The sequence below is a fragment of the Nonomuraea sp. NPDC001831 genome (genome assembly GCF_042892035.1).
Taxonomy (GTDB): Bacteria; Actinomycetota; Actinomycetes; order Streptosporangiales; family Streptosporangiaceae; genus Nonomuraea.
In genome coordinates this window covers 43,627-57,683 of record NZ_JBIATU010000030.1, presented here as the reverse complement: position 1 = coordinate 57,683, position 14,057 = coordinate 43,627, and the positions used below count along the sequence as shown (strand labels likewise).

The 14,057-nt window shown below is 61.5% G+C and carries 6 protein-coding genes; 5 read left to right on the top strand and 1 reads right to left on the bottom strand.

Annotated elements, in window-relative coordinates:
* Positions 1-114 precede the first annotated feature (114 nt).
* A complete protein-coding gene (locus tag ACFYYW_RS47740) occupies positions 115-6,699 on the bottom strand; it encodes a histone-like nucleoid-structuring protein Lsr2 (protein WP_387660886.1) in 6,585 nt (2,194 codons plus the stop codon).
* A gap of 557 nt (positions 6,700-7,256) precedes the next feature.
* On the opposite strand from ACFYYW_RS47740, the gene ACFYYW_RS47735 reads away from it, so the two are divergent.
* From ACFYYW_RS47735 to ACFYYW_RS47715, 5 genes are read left to right on the top strand one after another with little or no spacing between them, the layout of a single operon-like run.
* On the top strand, positions 7,257-9,176 hold the full coding sequence (locus tag ACFYYW_RS47735; RefSeq protein WP_387660883.1) for a sigma factor-like helix-turn-helix DNA-binding protein: 1,920 nt from the start codon (positions 7,257-7,259) through the stop codon (positions 9,174-9,176).
* The gene (locus tag ACFYYW_RS47730; protein WP_387660880.1) at positions 9,176-11,305 is read left to right on the top strand and encodes a DEAD/DEAH box helicase family protein; all 2,130 of its coding nucleotides are present in this window, start codon (positions 9,176-9,178) and stop codon (positions 11,303-11,305) included. The genes ACFYYW_RS47735 and ACFYYW_RS47730 overlap by 1 nt, the downstream gene beginning before the upstream one ends.
* Before the next feature lie 17 nt (positions 11,306-11,322).
* Positions 11,323-11,508 (top strand): hypothetical protein, encoded by a 186-nt coding sequence (locus ACFYYW_RS47725; RefSeq protein WP_387660878.1) that lies wholly within the window; start codon positions 11,323-11,325, stop codon positions 11,506-11,508.
* Entirely contained in the window at positions 11,505-13,577 is a 2,073-nt protein-coding gene (locus ACFYYW_RS47720) for an AAA family ATPase (RefSeq protein ID WP_387660875.1), read from the top strand. The genes ACFYYW_RS47725 and ACFYYW_RS47720 overlap by 4 nt, the downstream gene beginning before the upstream one ends.
* Complete coding sequence (locus ACFYYW_RS47715) at positions 13,574-14,047, top strand: DNA phosphorothioation-associated protein 4 (protein WP_387660872.1); 474 nt, start codon at positions 13,574-13,576, stop codon at positions 14,045-14,047. Before ACFYYW_RS47720 ends, ACFYYW_RS47715 begins: the two co-directional genes overlap by 4 nt.
* Positions 14,048-14,057: the final 10 nt, after the last annotated feature.

Genomic DNA, 14,057 nt, shown 5'->3' with positions numbered 1-14,057 from the left:
CAACGCCAAGCCGTTTCGATGGACCAAGACTGCGGACCAGATCCTCGACCGCATCTGCCACTACTGCGACCGAATCTCAAAACCGGCTCACTAGGTGGATATGGGCACACTCAGCTACCTCCTAGAGCGGGGTATGTAGGGTTGCTCTGGATGAGCGAGGTTGTACTGGCTTATGACGTGAGCTGGGATCTCCCTGTCGGTTCCGATCTCGAAGCGGTGCTTGCGAGCCCAGGTGATGACATTTAGGTAGCGAGGATCGTTGTGGGCTGACGGCAGTGTTTCCGTCGGCGTGGCCTTCCATCTGGCCAGCACCGCAGCCTCCTCGATGGCCTCCACCCTTCGAGGGGACCTGCCAGGCAATCGAAGCTCCGCGAGAGCCTCGTCAATGAGTGAGTCGTAGGTTGCCGCTCGGCCTTCACTCACCAACCACCGAATGAGAGCCACCAACTCATCGGGCCGATATGTGGTGATGGCCCGCCCGCCGAGCCTCGGCGGCCGGCTTGGGTTTGCCGGTGAGCTGCCTAGGGGAGGCGCCGGAGAGGTCGAGTCGGAGATGGAAGGAGCGGGGCGTAGACGACCGGCGATGTTCCGCGCCGCGCCTTCAACGTCGTTGAGTGGGTGGGTGGCCCGCAGTAGGCCCTTGCCCCAAACGAAATTGCGGGTGCTGAGCGAGGCGCTAACGCGGCCGCTCGTTCGTTGGGCGACATCTTCGGGAGATTGCACGACCAGGATGGGCAGAGTGGGCGGCAGGTCTGCTTCGACGCGATAACGGGTCAGGGCATCTCGAAGTTCGCCGAGATGGCTACGGATCTGGGCGTCGGATGGCTGGGTTGTAGATGAAGCTGCGGGGGGTTCCTTGCGCCGCGGTCTGGCAGGCATGGAGGCCTGTGGTGAGCTTCCAAGGATTCTTCTTGCAGCACCCTCGGGGTCTCGGGCTGAGTGCCTGGATATAAGCGTTCCGCTGCCCCAGGTGAAGTTGACGTAGGGTGCGGAAAGTCGGATCTGGCCTGCCGTACGAGTGACCGCATCTGGAGGAGATTTCACGATCAATGCGTAATCGTCTGCCATGAGGTCCACAGCTATGCCGTGGCGTGCCAGGGCGCGACGCAACGTTTGAAGCGGTGGCAGCACACTTCCTGTCCGGGGCCGATCAGCCTGCCTGGCGGACGGTGTGGCTGTGGCAGGAGCCTTCTTTCGTACCATGGGCTGGCTCTGAGTCGCCGCAGAATAGAGGCGTTGGAGATCCCAAACTGACGGCTTGTGGGGCGGAGCCAGATTCGTGATGATCCGGCGAACGATTTTTTCTGGATTGAGCTCAACGCCCTGACGTATTGCCCACTTGGCCGCAGTCGTCAGCTGCTCGTCATCGAACGCGGATACGGGCTGTTGTGTCCGAAGAGGGAAGGGGTCTGCCTCCGTAACTGCTAGACGGATACTGCTTTTCGGCTGCGGTGCAGTTCGGTTGGTGACGATTCTGTTCGCTACGTCCTCGTGGTCCTCGACTGCGTGAGTGACCCGAGAGTGCTCCGGTCCCCAGATAAATTGACCGTCTGGCCTGGACACCGCGACCTTGCCTGCTGTCTCAGTCACGACATGTGGTGGACCCAAGATAAGCAGCTCGGGAGCCTTCGCACTCAGTATGCACTGGACACCCTTGGCGACGAGTATGCCGCGCAGAACGCGTAGATGTCTGAACGCCTGAGCTTCAGACAGCGCCTTCGCCGTGGTAGGGGAGGTCTTCGTATCGGCTGCTGCAGATATGGCGCGGCGGTAGGCGTCGACGATGTGTGCCGGCAGGCGCCCTCGATCAGCCACGCTGTGGCCTTGTGCAAGTGCCCACTGGCGGATCGCTGCGGTATGAAGGTCTCCGTCTTCAGACTGCGAAGTGGCGGCGGTGGCGGTCTCATCGGGTCGTGAGAGAGCGTTGAAGAGATCGTCCAAGGACGGGGCGGAGCCAGGAGTGTTCCTGCTCGTGCTCTCGAGCCGTCCATCTGCTCGATGGCCCTGGCTCTGTTCGTGGTGAGACTCTCTGGGGGCCGTGTCCTCTTCCTCGGCGGCTCTGTTGGCGAGGACCTGAACAGCATCCACCTGTGCGTGCTGGTCGGTATGAACGTCCTTCGCTGGGGCGCTCAGGGGAAGATCACGGGGAGCCGGCTCGCTAGGCTCGAGCATGGCAAGGCTTGATGGGGTTGCCGTCCGACCAATGGCGTCCGTCGGGTCTGGAGCCTCTGGATCGAGCCGCGCCTTGCCATGCTCGTCGTGCCAGTCCAGTTCGTCTTCGGCGTCATTCGGCGAGGTGGCTTCTGAAGGCGAGGACTCCTGGCTCTGTACGGCCAGCTGGCCGGTTGAGCTCGTCTGGCTATGGCCGACGCTGGCCTGCTGAATGGAAGGGGCCGTTAGTGCGAGCGATGAAGGAGATGTATCGCCCTGGCCGTCTGCCTCCTCGGAGGTGTCATACCCGGCGGCAACTTCGTCGCTGGAGGCTGCAGCCGCAGGGCTTGCTTGCGGTGCCGGCTGTTCCGGATCCTTGACTGCCTTGGAAGGAGGAAGGGGCCCAGCAACAGTGACCTCGTCGAGTTTGGGCTCGAACTCCTGACGCTGAGGGGGGGGAACGACAGGGGCGAGCTCAGCAGCAGGTGTGGCGATCGAAGCTGGCTTGAGTTCGCTGATGCTCCTATCAGGATCGATGCCCAGGTCGATCAGAAGCGTCCATAGAGGCGCCATCGCTGCTTCGGGGTCGCGATAGAACGCGCTCCCGCGGACTCGCCAGAACCGCCACCCCAATCGTTCCAAGATGGTTTGCCGGCGCAGGTCGCTTTCCCATTGATCGGGGCCGTGGTACTTATCCCCGTCGCATTCAATGGCTAGCTTGCGCCCACCACCGTGCACCACCAGGTCAATGCAGAGGCTTCCGACGCGATACTGGGGTGAAACGCGATATCCCCGGTCTGTGAGCTGGCGAAGCACACGTCGCTCGAGATCTGACTCGCAGAGCTCCTCCAGACCTTCGGCGACGTCGCGCGATGGCTGCTGCTCGGCGCAGTACCTGATGAGTGCGGCTCGCTGATCGTCAGGGTGAAGTTGCTCGGGTTGGACACTGTGGAAGACCCACAGTTGATCCTTGGCTCGGCTCGCGGCTACGTTGACGCGCTGCTCGTACGGTTTGCTTGTGAAGGCCGACCTGTTGTCGTCGGCGACCACACTGATGAAGATGACGTCGCGTTCGTCTCCCTGGAAGCTGTACGAATCGCCGCAGCGAAGCTGCCGCTTCTCGTACTCTTCAGGGCCAAGCTTGCGTAGAAGGCGCTGGTCGATGTACTCGGCCTGCTTGCTGCTTCCGAGCAGTGAGATCACGCCAAAGGTGCGACCGGCGTAGGCGGGGTCGTTACAACAATGAATTATTTGATCGACGATTGCCGTGGCTTCGGCCTCATTGGCCTCGCCTATGTCGGTGCTTCGTCGTACCCCGCCAGGTACGTAGATCGCTCGTACGGTGGGGCCTGGGAGGCGATGGGAGGATTCTTCGCGTAGAGGTTGGATCTCGCCGCCGTAGTACCTCTGGGAGGAGAACTCGATGATGCTCGGCAGGGAGCGGAAGTGCTCTCGCAGTCGTACCACACCTGGAAAGAGGCGGGTGGACGCATCATAGAGACTGGACTCGAGGTCGAGCAGGAGCGCGTTCGGGAAGTCTCTTAGGTGTGTATGCACGAGCTCATCGACTCGTTCTCGGTTGACACCTACTGCAGATGGGCTGATCTGTTTGTCGTCGCCAACCACGATCACTCTGTGCCCGAGTCCCAGGAGGCCAAGTGCGAAGACATCGCACTGGCTGCTCTCGTCGACGATGACGACGTCGAAGGCTGGAGCGACGGAAGGATCGAAGGATTCGGCCACCCGGTAGTAGGGCATGATCCATACAGGAACGGCTCCCATGGCTTGTGGCATGAGACGTTGTGCTTCCGCTCGCCACTTGTTCGCACGCTCGGAGGTACCGCGGCCGATTCTGCGTAGCGTCTGCAACCAGCCGATCAGCGCCTGACGCTGGCTGTCTCCGAGGTTACGTTTGGCGCCCAGCCATGCCGAGCGTCTGGTGAGTTCCAGGGTGATGCGACGCAGTTCCTCCTGCGCGTGGGTTAGCCGGCGCTGCGTCTCTTCCGCGTCGTTGGCCTTCAGCAGCTTCGATAGCCAGGTATCGGCCTGTCGCCACTGCCAAAGCTCGTCGACTTCAGAAGGTTTGCCGCACTGCTCGACGTCGCCGCGGTTCTCTTTGATCTGCTGAGCCCAGAGTGGAGCGAGGGTGGCGAGGCGGTGGTGAAGGTCGGCGAGCCGAATAGCTTCGGGGTAGATGGTGTGCAGGCGTGCAGCGGTGGCAAGCGCAGCATCCCAGCGCCGCCAGTCCGCTCCCGCTAGAGCGGTTGCCAGCTCTGCCCACAGCGGAGAAGCGCCCTGTTGCTGCCGGCCAGCCGTCAGGGTTGCCGCCAGCCCTTCGAGCCCGGCGACGAGCTGACGCTGTTGAGCGCGCACACGCAGGCCAGAAAGCACCTCGATGACCTGATGGAGGTGCGTAGAGCTACAGCGAGGTGGGATCAGGTCGGGGGCGATGATCGTACCGAGCTTGGCGCGGAGGGCTGGCCAGTACTGGGCTTCCCAGTCCAGCACCTGCAGGATCTCTTGAGCGCGTGCGTCCAGCCACATTTCCACAGCAGCTGCATCAACAGGCAGAGCTGGTGCCTCGCTGGTCGGCACGATGTCGCCCATCCACAGTTGCGCTGCAGAGCTGCGAATACGGCTCAGCTCAAGGAACGCGAGAATGCGATCAACGTCCTGCACGGTGTCCGGTTCATGGCCATCGATCGCAAGGCCCTTCAGGAACTGAGCCAGGCGTCGCTGCAGGAGCGAGGAGACGCGCTTGCCCTCCTGGAAGCGTTGACGTAGCTGGCCGAGAAGTTCGACGGCCTCCCGAGGTGAATAGCCGTCCGGCATCCTCACCTGCGCCCCAGCAACTGCACTGCGCAGCCGGGCACACTGGATCGCGTCCGCTTGGAGTCGGTGGGCATGGCCGGCCCAGAGGTCTCGCCATTGATGAGCTTGCGTGATCTGGAAACGCAGGCGCGTGAGCCAGCCGGATTCAAGGGGCGCGAGATGGTCACGCGCCTGAAGTGTGGCGTCGATAAGCATCGACAACTGTTCATCGGTTAGGGCGTCGACCGCTGCCCAGGCGGTGATGTGGCGATTGTGGTCGGCGAGCTTCTTGCCCGTAGCTGCCAGAGCCCGGTCACGCTCGGCGAGTTCCTGTCCGGTGGGGAGCTGCTCAGGATGCGGCAAGACTTGAGCTGCGGCGAGCGCATCCTCGGCTTCGACACGGCGTGACAGGGCGAACAGCTCACTGGCCTCCTGAGCGCTAAGAGGGCAGGGGACATCCGCCTCAATCGCATCAGGGATGCGGGCCTTCTCTGCCTGGTGATGCGCCAGCCACTCGGCGAGCTCTGCTGCACGGCGACGATGAGGGCCGAGTGTCAGTTCAGCGCTTTCTTGCGAGAGGGAGTCGCGCAGGCGTTTGCGTAGATGTAGGACTTCCTTTTCCGCGGAGTGCAGCTGTTCCTGCAACGAGGTGATAAGCAAGCTTTCCCGTTGCTCGTCGACTAGGTCTGCTGCCTCGGTAATCGCATTGACCGACCGTTGCAGGGCGGCTATGTCTGCGGCCGAAGAACCGAGTATGGCAAGCGATAGATCGCGTAGCTCAGCGGGTATCTTGTCACGAAGCACGGCCAGAGCTTGGTCCTTGTGTGCGGTGACGAGGACACGCTTGCCGTGTGCCACGAGATGCGAGATCAGGTTCGCGATGGTGTGGCTCTTACCTGTGCCGGGAGGGCCTTGCACGGTGACGCCGCTATGCGTCGCGAGCTTTCTGGCGATCTGCTCTTGCTGCTCATTAGTTGCTAGAGGCAAGAGGAGGTGCTCGGCGACGGCTTCCCAATCTTGGGCATGATGCTGCAGAACCCGCCTGGCCTCGGCTTCGCCGGCAGCGAGCGCAACAATGGGCGCCGGAAGATGGTCAGCGGATGCAGCGACCTGCTTCAGTCGCTCGAAGAACTGCAGGAACATGACTCGCCGCTTGCGGATGAGCAACCGCCAGGTTGGCGCAATGGCAGGTGCTCGGCGCGCGTCTGGAAGGTTATCACTGAGCGTCACATGCGCATCGAGTCCCAGAGGGGCTACGAGCTTCTGGCTGATCCCATGAAGCTCGCCGCGTGGCCAGACTTCGAGCGCATCTTGCTGGAGGTCTTCTCCGATCTTGGCCAGCTCTGCCATGTTGGGCGTCCCAACACCTTGCAGACACTCCAGCTCCAAGCGAGGGAGCCCCTCAGGTATAACGGTGAGGTCGCCACTTGCCTCGTCGAAATCTATCCGGGCGCGGGTGAGCAGGAGGGGGTGACAGATGTTGTGGCTGTTGTGTTTCCAGCCGAGGAAGACATGCCCCCAGACGAGCTCGTGAGTGGCTTCGTCAGTGCGAAGGCGTTGGCGCAGACGGAACAAGGCCTCGTAGAGCTTGCGTGCTTGGGCGGCAAGCTTGGCCTGACCAGACCACGGCTCCCAAACCTGGACGATCCACTGCTCGAGCGCATCTTTGTCCGCCTGTCCAAACTCCCCAGAGCGGAGGCTCAAGCTGGGGCGCCGGTAAGGATTGTCACGGTCCACTCTGCTGGCTGCCCAAGCCAGGGCTGCGGGCAGGGCCGGAGCCGCTGGCATGGCGATTTTCCGAACGCGTAACCAGCCGTCACCGCCACTGCCTCCTAGCCGGACGGCTGGATGGCTAGGGATGTCCTGGGGGGCTGCCACGATCTCGTGATCCCCGACGTGTCTCGTGGGTTTCGCGTGGGCCTCTTGTGTCAAAGCGCTGAGGTAGTCGTACAGCCGTGTTACTCGCTGTCGCGTCTCCACTTCGCCTGCCACTGAGTCTCCTGGGTCGCGGGTCGCAGATTGATACGTAAGACATACATGAGGAACCCGGCAATTCCCTATACCAGGACGTATCTTCTCGGCATCCATTTGCGCGATCACGTTAGGGGCCGAGCGGGTCGTAGCGCTGCAACACGTGGACTACTCCTTCGCGGCTACAAGCAATGACGTAGGGTGAGCGGGCAGGTGTGGGCTGTAGGGCGGTGCTTGCTTCGCGCTTCCTACTCCTGGCGTTTGTCGGTGCCTTCTGCTAGACCCTGAGAGGTTGTCCGGATCCTCATCGAGGAGGTAGGCCCGTGGCCTTCAGCGATGTGCTGCCTGCACTTAGGGCTGCCTCCGGTGAGGCGCGTGCCGCACTCGCAGAGGCCTACGCTGTTCGCCTAGCGGATCATGACGGCGACGAATCACTTGGCCAGCTACTGGAAGTCCAGAGTCCGGAGCCAGTGGATATCAGCCGGCACTGCGAGACCCGGCGAGCGCGGAACGTCCTACTGGCTAACACGCTCAGTGACGTTCATCAGGTGTTGCAGGTCGCAGTTCCCGACTTCCGAGGCCTGAAGAACTGTGGTCAGCGAACGCTGGTGGACATCCTGAATGCCCTGCTTGTCTCGTTGAGTGAGAATCATTTCAACGAGTCGGTCGAAGATCCAGTGTCAGATGTCGATGCAACTTTGTGTGACCTTTTGGAGGGCTGGACTGCTTCTCTCAGCGATCGGGAGCGGCTCATCCTCCGTCATCGTGTTCTCTGGCGTGACCGCAACCTGGACGACCTGGGTAAAGAGCTGGGTGTTAGCCGAGAGCGCGTTCGTCAACTAGAAAAAAGACTGCTCGAGAACTTCGCTGAATGGCGTGAGAACTCTCAGGTTGCCGAGCGGGTTGCAGATCTTTACCGGCAGCTACGCGCTGAGACCCCCATGTTGACGACCATTGAGTCCGTCGCCCAGCGTATTCCTGAGCTGAGCGAGGAAATCCGGACAGCTGATTGTCTGCTGCACAGCTTCTTGGAAGTCCTTATCCCGGATCTTGATATCAAAGAGCCTTGGCTGGCGATTCGGCCGCTCCCAGATCTTCGGGATGCAACGTTCCATGCAGCCATCCATGGGGGTATCGGCGAGGGCGACGAAAACGCGTTGGGGCGACTGCGCAGCAAGCTCGACCTGGATAATCGGATCTGGGATGCCTGGCTCGACTACTGTGGGTTGCGCGAGATCGGCGGCGTGGTCGTCCGCAAGTCCGCCTCGCAGCCAGAGCTCGCGGTGGCCGTTTTGCGTGCCGTCGGCCACCCCTTGAGTGGAGAGGAGATCGCAGAGCGGCTCGACGTCGTGGCCAGTCGCGCCCTTCGCGGTCGCCTGCAGGCTGACGACCGTATTGCGCGTGTAGGCCCCAACTCCTATGGGCTCCCCGAGTGGCAGCTGGAGACCTACGAGGGCATCCGCGAGGAGATCGTTCAGAGAATCGAACGCGGTGGTGGGCAGGCATGGTTGTCAGCTGTTGTCGATGAGCTCGTCGAGCAGTTTGGAGTCTCTCCAGCGAGCGTCCGCGCCTACGCAGCACGCCGAGAGTTTGCCCGCAGAGACGGCTGGATCAGCCTCGCCGGAAGCGGGGACGATGGACTGAGCCGTACTTCCCGCAGAATGCCGTCCCCCCAAGAAACCCGCCGATGCTTCTTCCACAAGAGGCAGTGGTGGTTCCGCGTGGACGTCAACAAGGAAACGCTCCGCGGCTCTGGATTCACCGCGCCTCGAGGTGCGATGGCACTGTTCCAGGTCGCGGAAGGGACCGAGCGAAGCTTCGCTGCCTTAGCCCAAGAGATTCGCGTGTCGTGGGTCGCCCCACAACCCCAAATCGGAAGCATCAGACCGCTTATTATGCAACTGCAGGCCCACGTCGGAGACGTGCTCTGGCTTGCCCCCGCAGGTAACGGCGCCATTCGTGCACGTCTGGTTCGCGCTTGGAGCAAGAGCGACAGCGACGAGATCGCTCTGCGCGCAGGCGTTCAGCGCGGCCTCAAAGGAGATGAATTGCGATCGGCTCTTGCCGGTGCTCTGGACGTTCCGGGTGAAGCCTCGTGGGATGGGCTCACGATGGCGCTGCGTGCTCGAGGAGACCTTGACCTGGCTGAGCTCGTCGAGGGCTACACCTTGAGTGACGCCTACAGGGAGCTGGAGCCGGTTCCCGATCTTGGTGACTTCTTCGCTGCCTTGGGTGGACAGTGATGTCCGAGATGCTGCGCGATCTCTCCATCGAGGACAGCTACAGGAGCGACAGAAGCAATGTGGTCGCGGAGTTCTATATCCCCTGCTTGTCCGCCGCTAACCGCTACGACCGCGCCGTCGGATACTTCACCAGTGCGTCGTTGGCTCTCGTGGCTCGTGGATTGGAGAGCTTCGAACGCAATGGTGGTCGTCTGCGCCTCATCGCGAGTCCTCATCTGACGGACCGCGACATCGAAGAGATGCGGGCGGGATACGCCTATCGCGACGTGATCGCTAAAGCGGTGGCCCGTGAACTTAATCCAGACACCGAACGCTCTCCCAAAGAGCTCGCCGGACTCGGCATCCTGGGCAGACTGATCGCGCAAGGCACACTGGACGTCAAAATCGCGATCGTGCACGGAAGAGACGGGCTGGCTCTTTATCACGAAAAGATCGGCCTCATTGCCGACAAATATGGAGACACGGCTGCCTTTACCGGGTCGATGAACGAGACCGGCTCGGCGTTCCTGGAGAACTTCGAATCTATCCACGTATTCAAATCATGGAATCCTAACGATCGCAGTCGAGTGGACGGCATTCGAGCCGACTTCGAGGAACTATGGGCCGGACGAACACCTCGCGTTGAAATCCTCGAGTTCCCGAAAGTCGCCAGGGAACACTTCATCGCCCTCGGTAAACGTGCGGCGCAGGCGCCAGCTTCGGCCGACGTTCCCGAACTCTTGACTGTGTCAACGGATCTTACGACCCTTGGATGGGCGCGGCTTCCACGCGACCTGGAACTGCGGGATTATCAAAAAGCTGCCATCGCGCAGTGGCTAAGTGCCAACGGGCGCGGCATCTTTCAGATGGCGACCGGAACCGGCAAGACCATCACCGCCCTGGCGGCGCTCGATCAGGTCGGCAGGCAGCTCCACGCCCGACAAGTGCCCCTGGTCACGGTCGTCGTCGTTCCGCTTCTGGACCTAGTTGAGCAGTGGTCGGGAGAGCTGCGCAGCTTCGGGGTTGTCCCGATCAAGTGCCGTGATACGGCCACCTCATGGCAACCGGCCGCCCGTAACGCCATTGCCGCACTGCAGGCACGTCGCCAGGGCAGCGTGACGCTGGTCGTCACCAATGCCACCTTCCGAGGCGCGACCTTCCAACGCCTGCTAGCAACGATTGACTCACCCTTGCTGGTCATCGCTGATGAGGCGCACCACCTTGGAGCCGAGCACCTTCGAGCGTCCTTGCCAGACAGTGCACAGTTCCGGCTGGCACTTTCTGCTACTCCAGAGCGGTGGTTCGATCCCGAGGGCACGGACGCGCTGAAGGACTACTTCGGAGACACGCTCATTGAGCTTGGTCTCAAGGAAGCCATCGATCTCGGAGCGTTGACGAGATATCGATACCACCCTGTCCTGGTCCCGTTGAGCGACGATGAAGCTGAGCAGTACACCGAGCTGACCGTTAAGATCGGTGCTCTCCTCAGGTCGAAGGAGCCGGAGTCACGAGGGGAAGATGACACCTCCCCCCTGGGGATGCTGCTCAATAAAAGGGCCAAGGTGCTAGGCCACGCGCGAGCCAAGATGCCGGCTCTGAGACAAGCGGTGGAGCAGCACCGGCAGAGCGCATTCCAGCTCGTCTACTGTGCTGAGGGTGGTGCTCCGTTGGCCGAGGGCGGAACTGGTCCCCGGCAGGTGGACCAAGTTCTGGAACTGGTAGGTAACGAGCTGGGCTTGAGGGCGCACACCTTCACAGCAAGGGAGAACAAGCGGCAGCGGATCGACCTGCTTCGCTCCTTCGCGACAGGACGCGACCTGCAGGTTCTCGTATCGATGCGCTGCCTGGACGAGGGTGTGGACCTACCGGATGCTCGCGTGGCGTACATGCTGGCCAGCAGCACCAACCCGCGGCAATTCATCCAACGACGAGGTCGAATCCTGCGCCGGGCCCCAGGTAAGGACCTCGCGGAGGTGATCGACTTCGTCGTGATGCCTCCCCAGGACCCAGCCCTGTTCGACATCGAACGCCGCCTCTTCAAACGAGAGCTGGCCAGATGCGTAGAGTTCGCCGGCTACGCAGAGAACTGCGGCGAGGCACTGGCCAAACTGAGGGACTTGCGCGACTATTACCAGCTTCTTGATGTGTGAAGGACGGAGAACAGACAGTGAGCGACCAGAGCGAACGCGAGATCGTCGGTCGTATCTATGCCGAGCTGAGCGACGAGGCCAAGCGGCTCGTCGTCGACGTTCTGACCTTGGAAAAGGAGAACCTGCATCTAGGCGATACGGCCGCGGTAACCCGGAACGTGAGTGACCAGATCATCCGGAAGGTCGAGGGCATCGTCAAGTGAAGCTGCTGTCGATCGAGCTGGAGAACTTCCGCCCCTACGGCGGGCGCCACCGGCTTTCCTTCGCAGGAGAGCCGGGACACAATGTCACGCTGGTCTACGGGACCAACGGCGGCGGCAAAACCACCCTGCTCAACGCCTTCACCTGGGCCCTATACGGACATCTCAGCGCGGACGTCGAACAGCAGGACCGATTGATCAACAATCGGATCTGGCACGAAGCCCGGGTTGGTTCCCAGGTCGAGGTGTCAGTGACCGTCGTCTTCGAGCACGAAGGCCGTACCTACACGGTGCGTCGCTCCCTCACCGCGGAGAAGCACAGCTCGGAGCAACGCCTGCCAAAGCCCCAGCTTGCGCTCTTGGAACGCGACGACAGAGGCATCACCAGGGAACTGAAGAGCGCTCAAGGGCACATCGACAAGATACTTCCCGAGCGCCTAAGCAAGTTCTTCTTCGTCAACGGCGAGCGGATCGAGCAACTCGTCCGCAAAGAGGCCTATGCCGAGATCCAGCATGCGATCAAGACACTCCTCGGGCTGGAGCAGCTAGAGCGGGCTCTTAAACACCTTCCAACTGCCGCCAATAAACTGCGGCACCAGATGAAATCCGAAGGTGCTGATAGCGAACTAGCCGAGCGGCTGGCTGCTGAGATTGACTTAACCTACAAGGAGATGGAGGAGAAGAAGCAGGAGAAGGAGACTCTCAACACGGAGGTTCAGCACCTCAAGGATGAGATCGACCTGCTGTCTGCACGGCTGAAGTCGCTCGATGGAGCAAAGCAACTCCAGATCGAGCGTGAACGACTGGAACGTGAGCGTGAGGCCGCTCACGAGTCATTGCGCAAGCTCGAAGACGATCGAGCTCGCGTGCTCGCGGACACCGGTTACCTCGCCTTCCTACCAGAGCTTCCCGAAAAGGTCATCGCCGCTTGCGATGCGCTTCGCGAACGAGGCGAACTCCCAGCGCCGCTGAAGTTGACGTTCATCGAAGACCTGTTGGAGACAGGCGAGTGCATCTGTGGCACTCACTTGCCCAACGGATCAAGCGAGCGCGCCGCCCTCGAGACGTGGCGAGCGAGGGCAGGACTGGCCGAAGTCGAAGCAGCCTGGAACCAACTACGGGGTGCGGTATCAGGGCTGGAGGAGAGACGCGCCAGCACGATGGATCGTCTGCTCGATACCGATCGGCTGATCGGAGAAGCATCTGACAAAGAGCGCGTACTCGTGGAGCAGCTCAATGAGGTCTCGCTTGAGCTCCAGAAGCTGCCCCGGGAGGACATCAACGCGATCGAAGTCCGACGCGGGAAGATGATCGACAAGCTGAGCGAGACCAGCAGGCGGCTCGGCACGATTGACCAAGACCTCGATCACCTGGCGAGCCAGAAAAAGCAGAAGGAAGAACAGGCCGACAAGCTCCAGGTCAAGGACGAGAACAACCAGCGCATCCAGCGCCGGATCGCCGTGGTGCGAGAGACCGAAGCCGCCCTAGGGAAGATCCTGGAGCTACTCTCCGACAGCATTCGCCGTCGGCTGGACGCTCGCATTCGTTCCTTGTTCAGGCAGGCATCGCTGAAGAACTACGAACCGGAACTGACGGCTGGCTTCCAGCTCGAGTATTGGGAGGCCGCCGGCAGTGAGAGGATGCCAGCTCCCAAGTCCACGGGCGAAAACATGCTGCTCTCCCTGTCCTTCGTCGGTGCCATCGCCCAAGAGTGCCGAGACGCGGCCAATAATCCCAACCCCTTCTTCGGAGGAGTGGGAGGCGAGTACCCCATCGTCATGGACGCCGTCTTCGGCAACCTGGACGACGACTACCGCCGGCAGATCGCCAAGTTCCTCCCCGAAATGACCTCGCAGGTGGTCGTGCTGTCAAGCAAGGCCCAGGCCGACGGCGTCGCGGAAGACTCCCTGCGCCCGCGCGTCGGCCAGCAATACGTCATCACCACCCACACCACCAAGAGTGACCTGGTCGACGTCACAGAGAAGATCAGTGTGAACGGAAAGGACTACCCCTACCAAGTGCTGGGTTCTTCCTTTGACGGCGCAGAGTTCACCGAGGTGACGGACTCATGACGAGCCCCATCGAGCAGAGAGTCCGCCGACCCAAGGGCCACGAGACGCTGATCCAGCAGCTGAGCAAGGACGGCGATGGACCGTTCACCAGCATGGCCTCAACACTGCTGTTCGCAGCTTCCGTCGGATACGCCCACGGGCGGCGGAAGGAATTTAGCGACACTAACGAGCCCATCAGGTACGAAGTCTTCCGCCGATCCCCAACCGCCGAAGCATTCATCGACTCACTCGGAGTGCTCGAGCATCCGGGCGACCCATCCATCCTGAGCGAGGAACGACTTGGAGAGCGGGTGACGATCTTCGAAGAGTACGCCAACGGCGGCCTCAACTACATTCAAGGGGAGATCAACGCCAGCAAATCACGCGTCATGGACGTGCTCCTAGAGATGGTGCGCCAAGCCAGCCGCAACCAACCATCCGGAGATCTCCCTCCCGAGCTAGGCCAATTCTTCAGCCCGCCAGAGTTCTAAACCCCATGAT

Excerpts from the sequence above, each read along its gene's own strand:
- ACFYYW_RS47730 (WP_387660880.1), top strand. The coding sequence starts at position 9,176 with ATGTCCGAGATGCTGCGCGATCTCTCCATCGAGGACAGCTACAGGAGC.
- ACFYYW_RS47715 (WP_387660872.1), top strand. The coding sequence starts at position 13,574 with ATGACGAGCCCCATCGAGCAGAGAGTCCGCCGACCCAAGGGCCACGAG.